A 21216-nucleotide genomic window follows, 5' to 3' on the forward strand; every position below is an offset into this window, starting at 1 on the left:
GGAACCCTCATGGACCACCGCGTCGTGATGAACGCCGACGAGCAGTACTCGGTCTGGCCCGTGGCCGACGACCTGCCGGCCGGCTGGGTCGCCGAGGGCCACCGCGGCACCCGGGACGAGTGCCTTGACCACGTCGAGCGGGTCTGGACCGATCAGACCCCGGCCCGCACCCGGATCCGCGCCTGGCTGGCCGGCGCCGTCTCGCAGGCCTGCGACGACCGGCTCACCCCGCACGACGTCGCCACGGCCGGCTGCTCGCTGGTCGCCATGGGCGTGTCGTCGCTGGCGATCATCCGCCTGGTCGACGCCATCGAGACGGAGCACGGCGTGGCCGCCGACTTCAACCAGCACGCCCTGGAGGACCTGGACACCCTGACCGACTTCATCGCGACCGAGCGCCTCCGCCACCGGGCGGCCCGCTGACCGTCCGCCGGACCACCGGCCCGCGCGCACTCAGCCGGCGGCGGCCATCGGGAACGACTCCGCGACGGCGTGCGGGTCCGGCTGGGCGAGCGGGATCTCCGCGGTCAGGGTCGTCCCCTGCCCCGGCGGGCTGACGACGCCGAACCGGCCCCCCAGCGCCTCGACGCGGTCGCGCAGGCCGACGAGCCCCGTGCCCGCTTCCGGGTCGGCCCCGCCGGCACCGTCGTCGCGGACCGACAGCCAGATGGACCGCTCGTCCGCGTCCACCGTGACGAGGGCGACCGGCGCCTGCGCGTGCTTGGCGATGTTGGTCAGCGCCTCCGAGACCACGTAGTACACGGCCACTTCCACCCGCTCGGGAAGCCGGCCCGGCACCTGCAGCCGCAGCTCGACCGGCACGATGCTGCGCCGGGCCAGCGTGCGCAGCATCGGGCAGACCCCGCCCTGGGTCAGCAGCGCCGGGTGGATGCCGCGGGCGAGGTCGGTCATCGACTCGTGGATCTCGGTGAGGTTCCTGACGGTGTCGGACAGCAGGCGCCGCGCCGCCGGCACGTCGCCCGCCGTCGCGTCCTCCGCCATGCGCAGCCGCAGGGCGAGGGCGACGATGCGCTGCTGCGGCCCGTCGTGCAGGTCGCGTTCGATGCGCCGCCGCGCGTCGTCCGCCGCGGCGACCAGCCTGCCGCGGGACGCGACGAGCCGGGCGCGGTTCTCGGTGTTCGCGATGGCGGTGGCGACGAGCTCGGTGAAGGCGAGCAGGCGGTTCTCCGCGTCGGCCGGCACCGGCCCCGGCTTGTAGGACAGGACGAGCGTGACCCCCCACAGCTCACCGTCGACGATGATCGGCACGCCGAGGCCGCGGTGGACGCCGCGGGCCCGGAGCTCTTCGGCGATCGGCCCGCTGGCGGTGTCGTAGTCGATCTGTGCCGTGCGGCGGGTGCGGAGGATCGTGCCGACGATGTTCTCGCCCTCGATCGGCCGGCTCGGCTGGTCGGGCAGCACCCGTCCGCCCTCGTCCCGCTCCGAGACCGTCCTGACGCTGCGGTCCGGCTCGTACCGGAGCAGCGCGGTGTGAAAACCCCGGAACAGTCGGTGCAGCTCGGCCGTCACCGCCGCGAACACCGTGCCGGGCGGCCCGCCCGCGGCGACCATCGTGGCCACCCGCCGCAGCGCCGCCTGCTCCGACAGCAGGGCCTGGGTCGCCTGCTGGCTGGCTCGCAGGGTACTGACGAGCTCCTGGCGCTTCACGGCGGTGCTGACGACCTCCTCCAGTGGCGGGCCGATCCGCTCGCGGATGCGCTCCAGCGTCGCCGGCGGGGTGTCGTCCGGGACGACGAGCCACACCGGGCGGCGCTTCCCGTCGCCCAGTTCGAGCACGGTCGCGCCGGCTGCCTTCGCCGGGTCCGGTGCGTCGCCGATCTCGATCGACGCGCTGGAGAGGCCGAACCCGGCCGCGACACACCGCGCCCCGGACCGCAGCGCCGACGGCAGGTCGTCCGCGCCGAGGACGCAGCGGGCGACGTGGGCGACGATGTCCGCCTCGACCGCCAGCTGCCGCGCCTCCATCGCGCGCGCCCGGGCGAGGTCGGCCAGCCCGCCGCTGGCCAGTGCCACGATCGCGAAGACCACGGCCCGCTGGAGGTCCTGCACCGCGGTCAGGTGCAGGCCGCCCGGAGGCACGTGGACGAAGTTGAACACCAGCGAGCTGACCACCGCCACACCGACGCCGAGCCGGACGCCCCACACGATGGTCAACGCCACCACGCCGAGGATGTAGATGACGGCGGTCGGCGACCTTTGCGGTTCGGTGGCATGCAGCAGCCCGAGCAGGGCCGTCTCGGCCGTGATGACCACCGCCGCGACGATGACACCGACGAGGAGCGGCGGCGGTGTGTCCGGTAGCAACAGCGTCATGAGCCGGCGCCGAACACTGCTGGTCACCGTCATGCGGCCTCCCCCGGTCGGCGAGGGCGTGATTGCGGGACTGGGCCGCGTCCGCACCGGTCCAGCATGCACACGTCCGACCGTTCGCCTTCCTGACGACCGTCAACACCACCCGATGCGGGTGACATCTCACCCGCGGCACGTGGGGTACGGCCGCGTCCGCTCCTGCCCGCGATCCGGACCTGGTCACGGTTCGCCGAGCGGGAAGTCGGCCTGCAGGCGGGTGCCCCGGCCGGCGGGGCTCTCGACGGTCAGCGTGCCGCCCAGCGCCTCGACCCGGTCGATCAGCCCGATGAGACCGGTGCCTCCCTTCGGGTCCGCGCCGCCGGCCCCGTCGTCGTTCACCGTCACGTGCAGGTAGCCACCTTGCGCGCAAACGACGACGTGGACGACCGTCGCCCTGGCGTACTTGACGGCGTTCGTCAGCGCCTCCGCCACCACGTAGTACGCCCCGACCTCGATCGGCTCCGGCTGCCGGCCCTCCACCTCCATCTCGAGGTCCACGGGGACGGCGCAGCGGCGGGCCAGCCCCTTGAGCGCCGGTCGCAGGCCGCCTTGCACGAGGATCGCCGGGTGTACGCCGCGGGAGAGCTCCCGCACGTCGTCGACGGCGCCGTTCAGCCCGTCCACGACGGCGGACAGGTCCTGACGCAGTTCCGCCAGCTCCGGCGGCACCGTCGTCTCGACCCGGCGCACCTCCAGGCCCAGCGAGAGGAGCCGCTGCTGCACGCCGTCGTGCAGGTCGCGTTCGAGCCGCCGGCGGGTCTCGTCGGCGGCGAGCACGAGCCGGGTCCGCGACGCGACGAGGTTGGCGCTCTCCACCAGCACCACCCCCTGCCGGATGATCAGCAGCACGATGACCATGGTCTCGGCGACGATCTCGGTGCCGTCCATCTCGACGCCCCGGGCGAGCTGCACGATCACCAGCACGCCCGTGCCGACGACCGGCACGTACGGCAGCATCATGTGGCCCCAGCGGGCCCGCGGGCGCACCGGCCAGTGCGGCATCTCCCGGACGGGCGTCAGCGCGGCGACCGCGATGAGCGCGTGCCCGGCGACGAACCCGGAGTTGGCCAGGGGCGACATGTTGCCCACGCCCCTGGTCACCGCATACGCGAACACGCTGTCCGACAACGACAGCGCGAACAGCCCGGCGGCGAGAACGACCAGCTGCGCCCGGTTCGGCGCGGCCGCCGTCGTCGCGACCAGCAGGACGATCATGATGGTCAGCAGCAGGTCGGTGACCGGGTAGGCGATCGCGACCGAGTACTCGAGCGTGGTGGCCGCACCGGCCCGCACCACCGCCCCGAGCGTGGTGGACCAGGTGAGCACGAACAGCGCACCCACGACGATGAGCCCGTCGAGCACCACCACCAGGCTCCCCCGGCGGCGCCACGCGGCGCCCTGCGCTGGCCGCTCGGCGGCCAGCGTGTAGACCGCCAGGAGCGCGAACACCGGCAGCGTGAGATACCCGGCGTCCGCGAGCGACGGGCTCGGCAGCACCTCGCCGTTGACCAGCCGGTACCAGGACCAGAAGAACTGCCCGATCATCCAGCCGCACGTCGCGGCGCCCATCCACACCCGCCACCACCGCTGACCGCCGGTGTGCCGGCGGGCGGTGAGCCAGCAGACGAGGGTCGCCGCGAGCGCCGCGGAGAGCTGCGCGGCGTCGTCGACGAACCGCGACCACCGCGGGGACAGCAGCCCCGAACTCCCCAGGCCGACGACGGCAGCCACCGACACAGCGGCGACGAGGAGCGAGGTCGACCAGGGTCTGCGCAACAAGGGGATGATCCTGACCAGAGGCGATCAGAACGACATTCGCTTTACGCTACCGCCCCCGCCCGACCGTCCGCCGCGCCTCGACCCGGCCCGCGCGCCGCACCCGTCCGGGCGACCTCTGCCGCCACCCCGGATTTCACCCGTGCCGCCGGACGGTGGACCGGCGCACGACGCGTCGGCCGGCACCCGCAGCGCCGTGAGCGACTGCCCAACCCCTAGAGCTTCCTAGGACAATAGATGGAACGGCATCGCACCCGCCGTCCGCGCGCCCCGCCGCACCCGGGCCGGTCATCCGGCGCGGGCGAGGCCGGCGCCCGGCGCGCGGCGGCACGGTTTCTGCATGCGGGATCTCGAGGACATGGGTCCGGTCGACTACCTGGTGGTGGAGTTCCCCGACGGCCGGGTGACCGGCGAAGGGCTGCCGCTGCTCGTCGACCTCGTCGAACGCGGCATCATCAGGATTCTCGATCTCGTCTTCGTCAGGAAGCTCGGCGACGGCACGGTCGAAGGGCTGGAACTGACCGACGTCGACCACGACGGCAAGCTGGACCTGCTGATGTTCGAGGGCGTCACGACCGGGCTGGTCGACGCCGAGGACCTCGCCGACACCGCCGACGTCCTCAACCAGGGCAGCGTGGCGGCCATCCTCGTGTACGAGAACCGGTGGGCCGCACCACTGGCCACAACGCTGCGCCGGGGCGGTGGCCAGCTCGTCGCCGGCGGACGGATCCCGGTGCAGGCACTGCTCGCGGCCGTCGAGCGCGTCGACACCGAAGTCAGCCGATAGCTCAGCCGACAGTTCAGCCGATAGGAGGCCGACCATGCCAGGACTGCTTCGCGGCATCGCCCGCACCACCGTGGTCGCCGGCACCGCGACCGCCGTGTCCAACCGGGTCTCCCGGCACCAGGCCGGCCGGTGGGCGGCGCAGGACCAGCAACAGGCCGCCTACGCTTCCGGGGACGACACGTCCGACCGGCTCGCGCAGCTCCAGCAGCTCGGTGCGCTCAAGGCGCAGGGCGTGCTGACCGAGGCCGAGTTCGAGCAGCAGAAGGCCCGGATCCTCAGCACCTGACCACACCTCTTCAGCCCGTCGGATCGGGCAGCGTCGCGGCGGTCTCGAGGAGCAGGGCGTGCACGAACGCCTGGGGCAGGTTGCCGCGCAGCTGCCGCTGCCGGACGTCGTACTCCTCCGCATAGAGGCCCGGCGGGCCGCAGGCCGCGCGGTTGCGTTCGAACCAGCGGGCGGCGGCGACCGGGTTGCCGGCCTGCTGCTCGGCCAGGGCCATGCCGTAGCCGCACAGCAGGAACGCGCCCTCCGCACCGCCGAGCGGCGCGTCGTCGGCCCGGAACCGGTACACGTAACCGTCTTCGGTGAGCTCGGCCCGCACGGCGGCGAGCGTGGCGGCGGTGCGGGGGTCGCCGGGCGGCACGGCGCCACGGATCCCGGGGAACAGCAGGGCGGCGTCGACGCGCGGGTCGTCCGGTGCGCGCTGCCATCGGCCGGTCGGGTGCAGGCAGGTGGCCTGCGTGTCGGCCAGGATGGACCCGGCCAGGTCGCGCCAGCGCGCGGCCGTGGGTCCGGTGACCGCGCCGGCCGCGCGCAGGAGCCCGGCGACGCAGGTGAGCCGGGAATGGGTCCAGGGCCGCGGATGCAGCTCCCAGATGCCGGCGTCCGGATCGCGCCACCGCCGGGCGATGGTGTCGGCGGCCAGGTGCAGGGCCCGGCGGCCGTCGGCGTCGAGCCGGTCCCGGCGGGCCGCCACGGTCAGCAGCAGCAGCGCCTCGCCGAACGCGTCGAGCTGGAACTGCCCGTTGACCCAGTTGCCGGTGCGCACCGGCGCCCCCGGATAGCCGGGCAGGAAGCCGAGGTCCCGTTCGTCCGGCACCGGCCGGCCCGACCCCGCCACGTAGGCGGGCGCCAGTGCCGGCCCGTCGGTCAGCAGATGCTGCGAGACGAAGCGCACGGCCGCGTCGAGCAGCCCGTCGGCGCCCGCCGCGGCGGCGGCATGCCCGGCGTAGGACTGGTCGCGGATCCAGGCGTAGCGGTAGTCGTAGTTGCGGCCGGCCTCGGCCCGCTCCGGCAGCGAGGTCGTGGCGGCGGCGACCATGCCGCCCTCCGGGGTGGTCAGCCCGTGCAGGACCGCGCAGGCGTGCCGGGCGTCCCGGCCGGAGAAGCCGTCCACCGTGGTGGGCACGGCCGCCTGCCACGCCGCCGCCGTGGCGGGCCACAGCTCGTCCGCCTCGGGCGCCGGCCCGGTGAACGGCCGGGTCGACAGCTGCAGCATGAGATCGTGGCGGCCGCCGGGCGGCAGGCGCAGCTCGCCGTGCAGGACGCCGGAGGCGTCGGGCCGTGCCTGCGGGGCGCCGTGCCAGCGCACGTACAGGTCGCCGGCGCGCCCGGCCCACCCGTGCTCGTCGCGGGTGAGGTCGCGCAACGGCTGCCGGCCGAACCCGGCGCACACGTCCAGCAGCAGCCGCACCACCGCGTCGCCGCGGATCGCCGCCACCCGCCGCAGCAGGGTCAGGGTGTGCGGAGCGCCGGGCAGGGCGAGGGCCTCGCGGCTGTGGATGATCGCGTCGGTGGTGATCCAGCGGCTGGTCCAGATCAGGGTGCCCGGCTCGTAGAACCCGCCCCACACGAACCGGTCGTCGGCCGGGGCGACCGCGTAGACGCCCGGGCCGCCGAGGAGGCCGGTGAAGACGGCGTCCGACTCCCAGGCCGGCGCGCACAGCCAGGCCACGTCGCCGCGCGGGCCGATGAGCGCGCCGCGGCGGCCGTCGGCCAGCAGGGCGTACTGCCGCAGCACCTGCGGTGCGGAGACGCCGGCGGCGCGGCGTGGCGGCGCACCGTGAACGGCGGTCATGTCATGCCTCCTTGCCGGAGGGGTCCGGGCTGCCGTGGTCACGGCCGGCGAGCTCGCCGTGCACGGCGTCGAACACCGGACGGACGGAACGGATGCGCGGCAGGCTCCTGAAGTTGTGCCGCGGCGGCGGGCAGGTGGTGGCCCACTCGAGGGAGTTGGTGTAGCCCCACGGGTCGTTGCCCTCGACGCGGCGGCCGAACCGGTAGGAGGACCACAGGTTGTACAGCAGCGGCAGCATCGACAGCCCCAGGATGAGCGCGCCGATGCTGGAGATGGTGTTGTAGACCGTGAAGCCGTCGGTGGGCAGGTAGTCGGCGTAACGGCGGGGCATGCCGCGGGTGCCGAGCCAGTGCTGGACCAGGAACGTGGTGTGGAACCCGACGAACGTCAGCCAGAAGTGCGCCTTGCCGAGGCGCTCGCCGAGCATCCGGCCGGTGATCTTGGGGAACCAGAAGTAGACGCCGGCGAACGCGGCGAAGACGATCGTGCCGAACAGCACGTAGTGCATGTGGGCGACGACGAAGTACGTGTCGGAGACGTGGAAGTCCATCGGCGGCGAGGCGAGCAGCACCCCGGACAGGCCACCGAAGAGGAACGTCACCAGGAAGCCCAGCGACCACAGCATCGGCGTCTGGAACGTCAGCTGGCCGTGCCACATGCTGCCGATCCAGTTGAAGAACTTCACGCCGGTGGGCACGGCGATCAGGTACGACACGAACGAGAAGAACGGCAGCAGCACCTGCCCGGTGACGAACATGTGGTGCGCCCACACGCTCATGGACAGCACGGCGATCGCGATGGTGGCGCCGACGAGACCCTTGTAACCGAAGACCGGCCGGCGGGAGAAGACCGGCAGGATCTCGGTGATGATGCCGAAGAACGGCAGGGCGACGATGTACACCTCCGGATGGCCGAAGAACCAGAAGAGGTGCTGCCACAGCATCGCCCCGCCGTGCGCGGGGTCGTAGACGTGCGCGCCGAACTTGCGGTCCGCCTCGAGCGCGAGCAGGGCCGCGGTGAGCACGGGGAACGCCATGAGCACCATCAGCGCGGTGATGAAGATGTTCCACGTCAGGATCGGCATCCGGAACATCGTCATCCCGGGCGCCCGCAGCGTGATGACGGTCGTGATCATGTTGACCGCGCCGATCACCGTGCCGACGCCGGCCACCACCAGGCCCATCGTCCACAGGTCGCCGCCCACGCCGGGCGAGTGCACGTGGCTGTTGAGCGGCGAATAGGCGAACCAGCCGAAGTCCGCGGCCCCGCCCGGGGTGGCGAACCCGGCGACGGTGACGATGCCGCCGGTCAGGTACAGCCAGTACGCGAGGGCGTTGAGCCGCGGGAACGCGACGTCGGCGGCGCCGATCTGCAGCGGGACCAGGTAGTTGCCGAACCCGAACAGCAGCGGGGTGGCGAACAGCAGCAGCATGATCGTGCCGTGCATGGTGAAGAGCTGGTTGTACTGCTCCGGCGACAGCAGCTGCAGGCCGGGCCGGGCCAGCTCGGCCCGCATCAGCAGCGCCAGCACCCCGCCGATCACGAAGAAGCCGAACGACGTCACGAGGTACATGACCCCGATCTGCTTCGCGTCGGTGGTCGCCAGCGCCTGCACGACCCGCGACCCGGGCACGGTGCGGCGCAGCGGCCCGGGCAGCCTCGGGGTGTGCACCGGGTCGATCGGCAGCACCGAACGGTCACTCATCGGCGGACCTCTCCAGCTCCCGCTGGGCGGGCCTCTCCAGCTCCCGCTGGGCGGCCCCGACGCGTTGCATGCGCTTCGGCACCACCCAGCCGGCGTACGGCAGCGGCAGCTGGTCGGCGGCGGCGAGCGGCTGCTCGATCTCGCGGTACTCCCCGTCCGGGGTGCGGATGACCACACCGGTCTCCATCCCGTGGGCGAGCCGCTTGCGGTCCTGCTGCTGGAACCCCAGGCAGAGCCGGCGGGTGACCGCGAAGGCGAGCGCCGGCAGCAGCAGGGCGCCGATGCGCCCGGCCCAGACCAGCGCGTTGAGGCTGAGCTGGAACTTGTCGGCGATGAGGTCGTTGGCGGCCGACACGGTCAGCACCAGGTAGAAGGTGCCGGCCATGGCGGCGACCGCGGTACGGGTCGGCGCGTCACGGGGACGCTGCAGCAGGTTGTGGTACTCCTCGCCGCGGTGCCGCCACGCGTGGCCGAGCGGGTAGCCGATGGCGAGCATGGTCAGGACCCCGGGCAGCACGACGCCGGGCCAGAAGACCGGCGACAGGGTGTAGCCGAAGGCCCGCACCTCCCACGGCGGCATGAGCCGCAGCGCGCCGTCGAGGAACATGACGTACCAGTCGGGCTGGCTCGCCGAGGACACCACGGCGGCCTCGTACGGGCCGAACAGCCACACCGGGTTGATCTGCACCAGCCCGCCGAGCGCCGCGACGGCGGCGAAGACGATGAGCGCCAGCCCGGTGGAGCGACCGGCGAACCCGGGCACCATCCGCTCGCCGACGACGTTCGCGCCGGTGTGCCGCACCCGCGGCCACTGCGTGTGCTTCTGCTTGACGATCAGGCCCAGGTGCACGCTGATGAGCGCGACGAGCGCCCCGGGGACCAGCAGGACGTGGACGATGTACAGGCGGCCGATGATGACCTCGCCGGGGAACTCGCCGCCGAACAGCGAGGTGGACGCCCAGGTGCCGATGACCGGCAGCGACTCCACGATCGAGGCGGCGATGCGCAGGCCCGTGCCGGACAGGCCGTCGTCGGGCAGCGAATAGCCGGCGAAGCCCTCGACGAAACCGAGCCAGAACATGATGATCCCGATGACCCAGTTCGCCTCGCGCGGCTTGCGGAAGGCGCCGGTCAGGAAGATCCGGGCCATGTGCACGACGATCGCCGCCATGAACAGGTTCGCCGACCAGTGGTGCATCTGCCGCAGCAGCAGCCCGCCGCGGATGTCGAAGGTGATGCGCAGCGTCGAGTCGTAGGCGGCGGACATCGGCATCCCGCGCAGCGGCACGTAGGAGCCGTCGTAGGTGACCTGCCGCATCGACGGGTCGAAGAACAGCGCCAGCATGACCCCGGTCAGCACCAGCATCACGAACGAGTACAGCGCCAGCTCGCCGAGCATGAACGACCAGTGGTCCGGGAAGACCTTGTGCACCGCCCGGCGCAGCGGCGTGGCCGCCTGGAACCGCTCGTCCACCGCCCGGGCCGCGCGGGTGGCCTTGGGCGGCTGGCGCGGCCGACGCGGCCGGCGGCTCACCGCGACTCCGGGGCGCCGGCGTAGAACTCCAGCACCAGACCGGTCGTGGCCAGCAGCGCGCCGATCGTGGCGGCGCCGGCCAGCCACCACTGGCTCAGCGCGATGCCGACCGCCGCGCTGGCCACCGCGACGGCGATGCCGAACGGCCAGAACCCGGGCGGCGCGAAGAAGCCGACCGGGCCGGCACCGTCGGCGATCTCGGCGTCGGGCCGGTCCTCCGGGCGTGGCGGGATGCGCCGGGCGACCAGCCAGAAGTAGCTGCCGCAGATCAGGCTCAGCACGCCGGACAGGCCCAGCGCGATGCCGCCGGTCAGCTCCGGGTGGGCGGCGCCGCTGCCGGTCCACCACAGGTAGACGACCGAGGCGGTCAGCAGGAACCCGGCGATCACCCCGAACACCTTGAACTCAGTGCGCACCCACGACTCCTCCGCGCAGCGCCGTCACCCAGGACCGCCCGTACCGGCGAGCGCGGCGCAGCTGCCGCCACACCGCGACCACCTCGTCGGCGACGAGCAGGGCGACGCTCACCGAAATGCCCGCCGTGACCAGGCACAGCGTGCAGAACGCGCCGACCACGAAGGCCTGCGTCGCCACCAGGAACAGCGCGGCCACCGCCATGCCGCCGGCGACCAGCCCGAGCAGCACCACCAGCCACGGCCGCCGCCACCACCGGGTCGTGCCGCCCGACAGCTCGAGCACGAACTCGGCCGCGAACGCCGCGGCGCCGAGCGCGGCGTCGTGCACCGGCAGCGCCCGGGAGAAGCCGGACTCCAGCACGCGGATGCTGCCGTCGCCGAACCAGGGCTCCCACACCGCCGGCACCAGGCCGTACTGGAAGAACGCCAGCCGCAGCGAGACCAGCATCCCGGCGCAGGCGAGCACGGCCACGGCCACGCGTCGCGGCCACGCCGACGGCCCGTCGACCGCGCGCCGCCACCACCACGGCGTCGACGCGCGGCGGTGGAGCAGGCCGGCGTTCGCGCCGGGAGTCATGCGGTGCCTCCTTCCGCTGTCGTTTGTGTGTCAGGCCCGTCTCGTGTCTTTGGGTGTCAGGCCCGTCTTTGTGTCTTTGGGTGTCAGGCCCGTCTCGTGTCTTTGCGTGTCGGGTCCGTCTCGTGTCTTTGCGTGTCGGGTCCGTCTCGTGTCAGGCCCGGCGGCGGGCCAGCCAGACGGCGGCGCCGGCGGTCGCCGCCGCGCCGCACGCCGCGGCGAGAAGGCCGTGGTGCTGCGACGCCCAGAGCTGCGGGCTGCGCGCATGCGCGACCTGGTCGAACGAGCCGTGGGCGCCCTGGTCGGTGCCGGGCGCCGCGTCGGCGGGCTGCCACAGGTTCGGCCGCAGCCTGGCCGCGCGCTCGCCGGTCTGCTGCGAGTCGTAGCCGGTGCGGGCCAGATAGCGGTCCAGCAGCCCCGGCGCGACCTTGTTGCCCAGCAGCGTGCCGACGGTCGACCCGCCGACCCAGTACTCGCGGCGCTGCGGATGGTCGGCGGCGTACAGCACGGCGCGGGCGGCGATCTCCGGCTGGTAGATCGGCGGGACCGGCTTCGGGTGGCGGCGAAGGCGCGACAGCACCCAGTCGAACTGCGGCGTGTTGACCGCCGGCAGCTGCACCATCGTGACGCGGACGCGGCTGCGGTCGTGCAGCAGCTCGCAGCGGACGGACTCGGTGAAGCCCTGAATGGCGTGCTTGGCGCCGCAGTACACACTCTGCAGCGGGATGCCGCGGTACGCCAGCGCCGACCCGACCTGCACCACGGCGCCCCGGTCGCGGGGCAGCATCTGCCGCAACGCGGCGCGGGTACCGTTGACGTACCCCAGGTAGGCGACCTCGGTCGCGCGCTGGAACTCGTCCGCGGCGACGTCGACGAAGGGCGCGAAGACCGACGAGAACGCCACGTTGACCCACACGTCGATCTCGCCGAGCTCGTCCTCGACCCGGTCCGCGGCCGCCTGCACCGCGTCGTTGTCGGCGACGTCGACCTCGATCGGCAGGGCACGGCCCCCGGCGGCGCGGACGTCCTGCTCGGCGCCGGCCAGCCCGTCCTCGCCGCGCGCCAGCAGCGCGACCGCGTCACCGCGCGCCGCGAACGCCCGGGCGGACGCCCGGCCGACTCCCCCGCTCGCCCCGGTCACCACGATCACGCGCTGACCGTCCCGTGTCGCCATCCCCACCGTCCTCCTTCCCGCCCGCCACCTGCCGTCCAGGCAGGTGCAGCCAGGCCCCCGCTACCCATGCGGACCTCGGCTAACCTGCAATCGCCGACCCGATCGACATTTCGCGCCGACCCACCCCGCCGCGCCGCGCCGCCCGTGGTCCGGCAGGTTCAGGCGGCCTCGACGCCGATCCGGGCGCGCAGTTCGTCGGCCTCCAGATCCGCGGTGTAGACCTCCGTCCCGGGCTGGTACTTGCGACCGCCCTCGACGAGCGGCCCGGCGTCGACCGGTTCGAAGCCGATCTCTTCGACGAGGTCGAGGACCCGCCACTTGGCGTCCGGGTCGTCGCCGGAGACCGGAATGCCGTACCGGAAGTTCGACCCGGCCGAGTGGCCGTAGTCGCGCAGGTGGTCCCAGCGCATCGCGTTGAACGCCTTGACCACGTGCGCCCCGGCGAGGTGCCGCTGCATCAGCTCGCTGCTGGTCACGTCGCCGCGCTCCAGCTCCGCGTCGTGCCCGTCCCGCTCAGGGACGTAGTTGGTCGCGTCGACCACTGTCCGACCGGCCAGCGCCTCGGCGGGCAGGTCCTCGAACTGGCAGAACGGCACGGCGACGATCACGACGTCGCCGTAGCGGGCCGCCTCCTCGACGGTGACGGCGTGTGCGTGACGGCCGAGCTGATGCTCGAGGTCGCGCAGGGTGTCCGGCCCCTGGGAGTTCGCGATGGCGACGTCATTGCCGGCCGTGACGTACAGGTGAGCCAGCGTGGAGCCAACCTTGCCGGCGCCGATCACACCGATCTTCATACCTGGCGCCTACCCGCTGCCGGCCCGTTCACGCGACAGACCGTCACGGGAGGTCGGACCGCCCGCAGGTGTCAGTCCGCCTGATGGCACATCGCACTGGCGCGGATTGCACTCTCGCCGCTGCCGACCGGCCGGCGCTCTCACGGCGGATCACACCCACCCCGGCGACGCCCGACGCACGATCGTCCCCGGATTCCCCCCACGGAAGGTCAGCGGCGTCCTGCGGCAACGATCCCATCGATGCGAACTGCCGACCCGATCGACCTGGAACGCACGGTCCTACTGCTGCCCGCGCGGACGGGTCCTACTGCTGCCCGCGCGGACGGGTCCTACTGCTGCCCGCGCGGACGGCCAGTCAAACCGATGCCGCCGCCTCGCCAGACGCCCGTCAACCAGCCCCGGAGCCGGGACGGCCGACCCGTCCACCGACGTCGCCGCCGGGGCGGGCGGCCCGTCCACCCACGTCGCCGCCGGGGCGGGCGGGCCCGTCAGCCGGTGTCGTCGCCGGGGCGGATCAGGCCGCTCTCGTAGGCGAACGCGATCGCCTGGGGACGGTCGCGCAGGCCGAGCTTGTCCAGCGCCCGGCCGAGGTGCGTCTTCACGGTCGTCTCGCCGAGGAACAGCCGCGCGGCGATCTCGGCGTTGGACAGCCCCCGGCCGACCAGCGCGAGCACCTCCGCCTCGCGCCCCGTGAGCCGGTCCAGGGCCGGCGCGCGAACCGGCGCCTGCGGTGCGCGCGCGTAGCCGCCGATCACCCGGGGCACCACCGCCGGATCGATCAGCCCGCGCCCGGCGGCGACCTCCCGCAGCGCGTCGAGCAGCTGCTCGGGCGGCGACACCTTGAGCAGGAACCCCGCGACGCCCGCACGCAGCGCACCGTCCAGCAGCACCTCCTCGTCGAACGTGGTCAGCACGAGCACCTTGACCCCGGGGTGCGCCTCGGCGATCGCCCTTGCCGCCCCGATGCCGTCGAGCCCAGGCATGCGGGCGTCCATGAGGACCACGTCGGGGCTGAGCGCGGCGACGGCCTGGACCGCCTCGTGACCGTCCGCGGCCTCCCCGACGACCTCGAGGTCGGGCTCGTCGGAGATGAGCATGCGCAGGCCCGCCCGCACGATCGCCTCGTCGTCCGCCAGCAGCACCCGGATCATCGTGTCTCCTCGCCGAGCGGAAACCGCGCGTACACCTCGAAACCACCATCGGCGCGGGGACCGGTCCGCAGCTCACCGTCGAACATCGCGACCCGCTCCCGCATGCCGACCAGCCCGTGCCCGCCGCCCGGGGACGGGCCCGGTGCGGCGCCGCCCCGCCCGTCGTCGGCGACGCGGAGGCTGACGGCCGCCGGCTCGTACGTCACGACCACCGTGGCGGACCCGGCCTCGGCATGCCGCAGCGTGTTGGTGAGCGCCTCCTGCGTGACGCGATAGGCGGAGACGTCCAGCGCCACCGGCAGCTGCACCGGCTCCCCCTCGACCCGCAGCGTGACGTCCAGCCCCGTGGAACGGACATGACCGACCAGGTCGTCAAGCCGGCGCAGCGACGGTGGCGGGGCGAGGCCGTCGCTGTCGTCGGGGCGCAGCAGCCCGACCACCCGCCGCAGCTCCGTCACCGAACGCCGCCCGAGCTGCTCGACCTGGACCAGCACGTCGCGCTCGGCGGGACGGTCGCCCAGCCGGCGGCGCACCACGCCGACCTGCATCGTCATGACGCTGACCGTGTGTGCCACCGCGTCGTGCAGCTCGCGGGAGATGCGGGCCCGCTCCTCGTCGACGGCCGCACGGGCCCGGTTCTCGCGCTCCGCGTCGAGCTGGGCGGCCAGCATCGCGAGCTGCCGGGAGCGCGCCTGCTCGCGGCGCAGCAACGTCCCGAGCCCCCAGGCGGCGCCGATCAGCGTGCCGAAGAACACGAACTCCCACGCGCCCTCGCCGCTCCAGACGAGCAGGGCGGCCGGCACCACCGCGGCGGCGACCGACGCGACGAGCGCCCGCCGCGGCGGGCTGCGGAACGTGGCATGGACGACGAGCACCAGCTCCGCGATGAGCTGGGCGCCGCCGACCCCCGGTCCTCCGATCAGGATCGCGTAGGGGAACGACAGCATCGCCACGGTCATCGCGGCGACCGGGAACCACGCGGCGAGCGGGAAGCACAGCGCCAGGACCACGACCGTCGCGACCGCGGCCAGGCGGGTGTCCGTGGCCCGCGGGTCGCTATAGGCCTCGACGAGCGCGAGGGCGGCGAACAGCACGCCGGCAATCCCGCCGACGACCAGCCACTGCCGCTGACTCCGTGGAACACGCACCGGGGCCTCCTCTCGCCCCCGACGGTATCGAGCGCGCGGCCACGGCGGCATCAGATCCAGGGACGACATCGCCGGCCCGGGGGTCCTCCCCGGGGAGGACCCTGGGGGCCCGCCGGTCGCCCCGAGGTCGCAGCCGGAGCGGCCCTGCACGCCGATCCGCCGGGCGTCGCACCGCCATAGCGTTTGCATCACGCCGAACACCGGCGCTTGCAACCCCGAGAGGATTCAGTGCGATGTCCGATAACGTCACCACCACCAGCACCAACACCACGCCGGCCCCGCTGCGCCGGCTTGCCGGCGCAGCCCTCGTCCTGGCCCCGTTCCTCATGTTCGGCGGCATGCTCACCTCGCCGCCGCAGGCCGACGACTCCTCCGCGGCCTACCTCAGCTCCCTCGCCGACGACTACGGCCTGTCCGTCCTGTCGGCGAACCTCCTCCACTACGCCTGGGTGCTCATCGCGCTCGGCGTGCCGGCGACGCTGACCCTGCTGCGCGGCCGGCGCGGCCGGACCCTCACCGCCGTCGGGGTCGCCCTGACGACGTTCGGCGCGATCCAGATGTCGGGCATGCTGCTGTCGGACTGGTTCACCGGCGCGATGCCCGGCGCCGTCCCGCTCGCCGACGCGGTCAAGGTCTTCGACACCGTGGCCGCCGACCCCTCGATGGTCCTGTGGCGCCTCACCGGCGTCGTCGGCGGCGTGGTCATGCTGCCGCTGCTCCTGGCCGGCCTGGCCCGCGCCGGCGTGGTCGGCTGGTGGACCGTGCCGGTGATCCTCGTGCCGTTCATCGCCGCCGCCATGCTCCCCGCCGTCGTCGGCGCCGTGGTCGCCCTGGCCTGCTACGCGCCGCTCATGCTCCTCGGCGCCCGCCTGGTGCGCCGCACGTCCCCCGACGTCGTCCAGGCCGAGGCCCTCGCGACGGCCTGACCCCATGCCCACCACGCGGCGGTGGACGGCGAAATCGCCGTCCACCGCCAGCCGGTCTGCGGTAGGAAGGCGATGTGAACCAGGACGGGCCGGTGGACCCCCACCTCGTGACGCGGGCATGGAGAAGACGCCGGCGGAACGCGACACGCTCGAAGAACGTCACCGGACCTGGCTGTCGGCGGATCCGTCCGGTCTATGAGCGACCACCACCCGGCCGGAGCCGCCACACCCCCACCCAGAGCCCGGCCGCGACGAGCGCTGTGACGATCGGGAACGGGCCGGGGCTGGGGCCGCCGGTCTCGCGCACCTTGGTGCACGGGTCCGACGCCGAGTAGTGCAGCCGGGAGGTCCCGCCGGCGTGCACGTCGCGTGGCTTCGGGTTGGAGCCGGAGTCCACCTGGGTCGAGCAGACCCGCCCGGCCGCGTCGAACCGGACGTCGTAGACCCGGCGGCCGGAGGAGATGTTCCGGACGCCGACCACCTCGGCGTCGACCACGCCTCCCCGCGCCTCGTCGATGGAGAGCCACCCGTCGAGAAGGCTGACGAACGTGAGGACGACGGCACTGACCAGGAGCCAGGCGCGCCGCCGGCGCCGGTCCCGGCGGTTCGGGATGTACATGCCGCCTCCTCCGACCGTGGAGCGTGGACCGTTCCGGACATTGTCCGGTTCCGGCCAGGTGATCCACACGCCGGATCGCTCGTCGGCTACAGCCAGCCGCGTTTCGCCGCGGCGGCGCCGGCCTGGAAGCGGCTGTCCGCGCCGAGCACCTTGAGGATCGCGCCGACGTGGCGGCGTACGGTCCGGACGGCGGTGCCGGTGCGGTGGGCGATGGCCTCGTCGGTGAGGCCGGCGGCCAGCAGGCGGAGCACCCTGCGCTGGGCGCCGGTGAGCCCGGCGTCGTCCGCCCCGCCGCCGACCACCGTGCTTCCGGGGTCGTGCCACAGCAGGTCGAACCACTCGGCGAGCAGTTCGAGCAGGGGCCCCGAGTGGATGTGCAGCGCGCCGGCCATGCCGGTCGCGTCGATGGTCACCAGGGCGACCGTGTCGTCGACGTGCATCATCTTCACCGGCATGTGTTTGCGTACCTTGGCCTGCTCGCCGGCCAGCACGGACTGCTCGACGCTGTACGCGCCCCAGGGGTCCGACACGTGGATCGCGTCGTAGATCATGCGGAACTCGACCCCCGCGGCGACGGCGTCCGCCGGTGGGAGCAGGACCCCGTGCGTGGGGGCGCCGTCGACGAACTGGCCGTTCAGCGTCGCGCGGAGCAGGCGTTTCGGTGACCGGTACAGCCCCGACGCGAGCCGCGCGACCTCGGGGTAGTCGCGGATGACGCGGACGTTGTCGTCGTCGATCGGGCTGTCGGCCAGGCCGGCCGTCGGCGACATCATGCCGGCGAACTGCTCCCAGGCCGTGCCCAGCTGCCGCTGCATCACCGCCAGCTTGCGATGCTGGCGGTCGAGCAGCCGGCGCAGCGCGATGGAGGGATGCACCGCACGGGCGAACCGGCCGTCGCCGCTGCCGGTGATGTTGATGACCCCGGCGTCCAGCAGCTCCCGCCCCGGGCCCTCGTCGAGGTCCAGCATGCCCGGCCGGTGACCGACGGGCAGCTGGGACGCCGCCAGGAGCCGGCCGAAGGCCGCGGCCGCCTCGTCGCTGACCATCCCGGACAGGAGCCCGGACCAGCCGTCGCCGGGTCCGGGATCGGTGCTGGAAACCGCACGCGCCGCCGGCCGCTCCTGGTCGGTACCGGAGATCCCGGCGAGGAACGGTGGAAGGCGCAGCACGGCGTCGCCGACGTCCAGCCCGGCGACGACCGAGCGCCATTGCCGGTGGTAGGCGGCCGCCGCGGCGTGGTCACCGGAGGCCGCCGAGACCCGTTCGAGGCGGGCCGCCGCGCGGGCGATCTGCGGCGCCGCGCCGATGCGACGCCAGATGTCCAGCGCCTGGCGCAGCGGGCCGGCCGCCTCCGCCCAGCGTCCCTCGGCGGCGGCCAGGTCACCCGTGGCACGCAACGTCTCGGCGAGGCCGTCGGGGCGCCCGGCCTGCTGGTGGCCGGCCAGCGCCCGGCCCAGCCTGGCCGCGGCCCCGGTCCACCGCCCCTGCCGGAGGTCCGCGTCGGCGAGGGCCTGCTCGAGGTACGCCGTGCCCAGGTCGTCGCCCATCTCCTGGCTGGTCCGCAGCGCCGCGGCCAGCACCGGCTCCGCGTCGGCGGGCCGTCCGGCGTCGATGAGCGCCAGGCCGAGGTGGTACCGGACGAGGGCGAGCTGCAGCGACCGGTCCGCCACGCCGTCGACGGCGAGCGCCTCCTCCAGCAGCGCCACGGCGGTGACGGCGTCGCCCGCCTCCCAGTTCGCGAAGCCCAGACCGTCCAGGGCGTCGCAGAGCGGCCAGCCAGGGACCGCCCGGGCGCGGGCCGCCGCCACCGCCTGCTCCAGCCAGTCGAACGCGTCGCCGAACCGCCCGAGGCGCACCGCGGCCATGCCGGCGTTGCGCAGCGACCGCACCTCGAGCTCCGGGTCACCGAGCCGGCGCGCCACGCTCAGCTGCTCGGCCGCGATGGCCGGCAGCTGGGAGTACTCGTCGCGGTGCAGGTGGGCGTCGTACAGGCCGCCGAGCAGGCGGGCGAGGAGCCGGTCCGATCCGAGCGAACGGACACACGCCGTCGCCTGCTGGAGCGTGTGTTCCCAGTCGTCGGCGTAGGACCGGTTGCCGAGGAACCCCGACAGGCTCAGCGCGAGCCCGCCGGCGATGCCGGGCAGACCTGACCGGCATGCCTGGTCGACCCCGGCGACCAGTCCGGCGCGCTCGGTCTCGAACCAGTCGAGCGGGCCGGCCCGCATGGCGCGGGCGCCGCTGCCGGGCGGCGGCGGGACCTCCAGCTCAGCTCCGCCCGCGTGGTGGCCGAGCAGCTCACCGGCCTCGGTGGCCAGCGCGAGCCAGCCGTTGAGCAGCCGTTCCAGCGCCTGGCTCCGCTCGGCCGGCGGCTCGTCGGACGTGCCGCGCTCGTGGGCGTACTCGGCGACCAGCTCGTTGAGCCGGTACCGCTCCTGCCCGGTCACGTCCCGGCCGAGCGGCTCCACCAGGTGGACGTCCGCGAGCTCGTCGAGCAGCGCGCGGGCCCGCTCGCCCGGCGCGTCGAGCAGCGCCTGGGCGACCCACTCCGGCCAGTCCGCCGTGCCGAGCAGGCCGGAGCGCACGAAGAGCTTCCGGGTGTCGGCCGGCAGCGCCTCGTAGCTCAGCGCGATCGTCGCCCGGACGTCGAGGTCGCCGACCGCCAGCTCGTCCAGCCGGCCGCGCTCCGTCGCCAGGCGCCGCCGCAGCTCGTCGAGGCCGGCGTCGGGCCGCAGCGCCAGCCGTGCGGCCACGATGCGCACGGCCAGCGGAAGCCCGCCGCACAGGCGCACGATCTCCTTCGCGGCCTGCGGCTCGGCGGCGATCCGCGCGTCGCCGACACCGCCGGCGAGGAGCTGGATCGCGTCGGCGGTCCGCAGCGCCGGCACCAGGAAGCGGGCCGCGTTGAGCAGCGCTCCCAGCTGCCGCCGCGAGGTCACCACGGCGGCGCCCGCCCCGGGCAGCAACGGCCGCACCTGGGCCTCGTCCGCGGCGTCGTCGAGCACCACCAGCATCCGGCCGCGCGCGAACTGGCTTCGGTACAGCGCGACGCGCTCGTCGGGGTCCCTGGGCAGGTCGGTGCCGTCGACGCCCAGCGCCCGCAGGAACCGCTCCAGGACCCGGTACGGTTCCGCCGGCGTGTCCTGGCTGCCGCGGAGGTCGGCGTACAGCTGCCCGTCCGGGAACGCCCGCGCCAGCCGGTGACCGGCCGCCAGGGCCAGTCCGCTCTTGCCGACCCCGCCGGGGCCCACCAGCAGCACCACCGTGGAGGCCTCGGCGTCGTCGGAGAGTTGCCCGGCGATCTGGTCGAGCAGCGGGCCGCGACCCGTGAGCGCGGCCGCCCGGGGAAGCTGCCGCGGCACCGGTGGCCCGGCCGGCGCGGCCCCGCCCGTCTGGCGTCCCCACAGGATCTGCCGCTCCGTGTCGCGCAGCGACGGTCCCGGTTCCACCCCGATGTCGTCGACGAGACGCCGGTACGCGCGCCGGTAGACGGCGAGCGCGTCGGCGCGGCGGCCCACACCGGCCAGCGCCAGCATCTGCCCGCGGTAGAGCCGCTCGGCGTACGGGTTCTCGGCGACGAGCGGCTCGACCTCGCGCAGCACGGTGTCGTAGTCCTCGAGCGCCAGCGCGGCGTCCAGCTTCGCCTCGGCCGCGGCGAGCCGCTCCCGGTCCAGCGCCTCGCGGACCTCGCCGGAGGACGCGTCGGCGAGGTCCGCGAGGGCCGGGCCCCGCCACAGCGACAGCGCCTGGTCCAGCGCCGCCACGACGGTGGTGTGGTCGCCCGCCGCGGCCGCGGCACGGGCCCGCTCGGTGAGGCCACGGAACTCCGCGACGTCCAGGCGGTGCGGCCCCAGCCGCAGCAGGTATCCGGTCGGCCTGGTCTCGATGAGCGAGGTGTCGATGACACGGTACCGGCGCCGCAGCCCGCTGATGAGGTTGTGCAGCTGCGCCCTCGCGGATCCTGGCGGCTGCTCCCAGAGCCGGGCGATGAGCTCGTCGATGGGGATCAGCCGCTCGGCGTTGATCAGCAACGTGGCGAGCACCAGCCGCTCCCGTCCGCTGCCGCCGGGCAGGAGCCGCCCGGCGTCCCGGACTTCCATCGGTCCTAGCAGCGCAAACTCCACCGGCCATTGATATCAAACGGGACACCGGCCCTCTAACAAGCCG

Annotated in this window: 17 protein-coding genes; 4 read left to right on the forward strand and 13 right to left on the reverse strand. The window is 73.9% G+C overall.

Going from position 1 to position 21216, the window contains the following annotated elements; translation table 11 throughout:
* Positions 1-9: 9 nt before the first annotated feature.
* Positions 10-423, forward strand: coding sequence for an MbtH family protein (locus ABD332_RS60225; protein ID WP_425552369.1), 414 nt, complete (start codon positions 10-12; stop codon positions 421-423).
* A gap of 30 nt (positions 424-453) precedes the next feature.
* On the opposite strand, the gene ABD332_RS40145 is transcribed toward ABD332_RS60225, so the two are convergent.
* Both ABD332_RS40145 and ABD332_RS40150 read right to left on the reverse strand, forming a co-directional pair.
* Positions 454-2367, reverse strand: a complete 1914-nt coding sequence (locus ABD332_RS40145; RefSeq protein WP_344508752.1) for a sensor histidine kinase — start codon at positions 2365-2367, stop codon at positions 454-456.
* Between the two features lie 183 nt (positions 2368-2550).
* On the reverse strand, positions 2551-4146 hold the full coding sequence (locus tag ABD332_RS40150; RefSeq protein ID WP_344508754.1) for a sensor histidine kinase: 1596 nt from the start codon (positions 4144-4146) through the stop codon (positions 2551-2553).
* Between the two features lie 340 nt (positions 4147-4486).
* Between ABD332_RS40150 and ABD332_RS40155 the strand changes: the two genes are divergently transcribed.
* Both ABD332_RS40155 and ABD332_RS40160 read left to right on the forward strand, forming a co-directional pair.
* On the forward strand, positions 4487-4933 hold the full coding sequence (locus ABD332_RS40155; RefSeq protein WP_344508756.1) for a DUF6325 family protein: 447 nt from the start codon (positions 4487-4489) through the stop codon (positions 4931-4933).
* Between the two features lie 34 nt (positions 4934-4967).
* The gene (locus tag ABD332_RS40160) at positions 4968-5219 is read left to right on the forward strand and encodes an SHOCT domain-containing protein (protein WP_344508757.1); all 252 of its coding nucleotides are present in this window, start codon (positions 4968-4970) and stop codon (positions 5217-5219) included.
* A 10-nt stretch (positions 5220-5229) separates the two neighbouring features.
* On the opposite strand, the gene ABD332_RS40165 is transcribed toward ABD332_RS40160, so the two are convergent.
* The 9 genes from ABD332_RS40165 to ABD332_RS40205 all read right to left on the reverse strand — a co-directional run bounded on the left by ABD332_RS40165 (position 5230) and on the right by ABD332_RS40205 (position 15507).
* On the reverse strand, positions 5230-7011 hold the full coding sequence (locus ABD332_RS40165) for a glycoside hydrolase family 15 protein (RefSeq protein WP_344508759.1): 1782 nt from the start codon (positions 7009-7011) through the stop codon (positions 5230-5232).
* A 1-nt stretch (position 7012) separates the two neighbouring features.
* Entirely contained in the window at positions 7013-8716 is a 1704-nt protein-coding gene (gene ctaD / locus ABD332_RS40170) for an aa3-type cytochrome oxidase subunit I (protein ID WP_344508761.1), read from the reverse strand.
* A complete protein-coding gene (qcrB, locus tag ABD332_RS40175) occupies positions 8709-10250 on the reverse strand; it encodes a cytochrome bc1 complex cytochrome b subunit (RefSeq protein WP_344508762.1) in 1542 nt (513 codons plus the stop codon). Before qcrB ends, ctaD begins: the two co-directional genes overlap by 8 nt.
* The gene (gene ctaF, locus ABD332_RS40180; protein ID WP_344508764.1) at positions 10247-10666 is read right to left on the reverse strand and encodes an aa3-type cytochrome oxidase subunit IV; all 420 of its coding nucleotides are present in this window, start codon (positions 10664-10666) and stop codon (positions 10247-10249) included. Before ctaF ends, qcrB begins: the two co-directional genes overlap by 4 nt.
* Entirely contained in the window at positions 10656-11243 is a 588-nt protein-coding gene (locus ABD332_RS40185) for a vitamin K epoxide reductase family protein (protein WP_344508765.1), read from the reverse strand. The genes ctaF and ABD332_RS40185 overlap by 11 nt, the downstream gene beginning before the upstream one ends.
* A 151-nt stretch (positions 11244-11394) precedes the next feature.
* Positions 11395-12414, reverse strand: a complete 1020-nt coding sequence (locus ABD332_RS40190) for an SDR family oxidoreductase (RefSeq protein ID WP_425552370.1) — start codon at positions 12412-12414, stop codon at positions 11395-11397.
* Between the two features lie 158 nt (positions 12415-12572).
* Positions 12573-13208 (reverse strand): NADPH-dependent F420 reductase, encoded by a 636-nt coding sequence (locus ABD332_RS40195; protein WP_344508768.1) that lies wholly within the window; start codon positions 13206-13208, stop codon positions 12573-12575.
* Between the two features lie 488 nt (positions 13209-13696).
* Complete coding sequence (locus ABD332_RS40200; RefSeq protein ID WP_344508770.1) at positions 13697-14359, reverse strand: response regulator; 663 nt, start codon at positions 14357-14359, stop codon at positions 13697-13699.
* Entirely contained in the window at positions 14356-15507 is a 1152-nt protein-coding gene (locus ABD332_RS40205; RefSeq protein ID WP_344508772.1) for a sensor histidine kinase, read from the reverse strand. The genes ABD332_RS40200 and ABD332_RS40205 overlap by 4 nt, the downstream gene beginning before the upstream one ends.
* 233 nt (positions 15508-15740) lie before the next feature.
* Here ABD332_RS40205 and ABD332_RS40210 point away from each other — a divergent pair, with 233 nt between their 5' ends.
* Complete coding sequence (locus ABD332_RS40210) at positions 15741-16433, forward strand: hypothetical protein (RefSeq protein ID WP_344508774.1); 693 nt, start codon at positions 15741-15743, stop codon at positions 16431-16433.
* A 193-nt stretch (positions 16434-16626) separates the two neighbouring features.
* Here ABD332_RS40210 and ABD332_RS40215 read toward each other — a convergent pair whose 3' ends face one another.
* The gene (locus ABD332_RS40215) at positions 16627-17052 is read right to left on the reverse strand and encodes a hypothetical protein (protein WP_344508776.1); all 426 of its coding nucleotides are present in this window, start codon (positions 17050-17052) and stop codon (positions 16627-16629) included.
* Positions 17053-17138: 86 nt separating this feature from the next.
* Positions 17139-21149, reverse strand: coding sequence for a BTAD domain-containing putative transcriptional regulator (locus ABD332_RS40220; RefSeq protein WP_344508778.1), 4011 nt, complete (start codon positions 21147-21149; stop codon positions 17139-17141).
* Between the last annotated feature and the right edge of the window lie 67 nt (positions 21150-21216).

The sequence above is a fragment of the Dactylosporangium maewongense genome, from assembly GCF_039531485.1.
GTDB lineage: Bacteria > Actinomycetota > Actinomycetes > Mycobacteriales > Micromonosporaceae > Dactylosporangium > Dactylosporangium maewongense.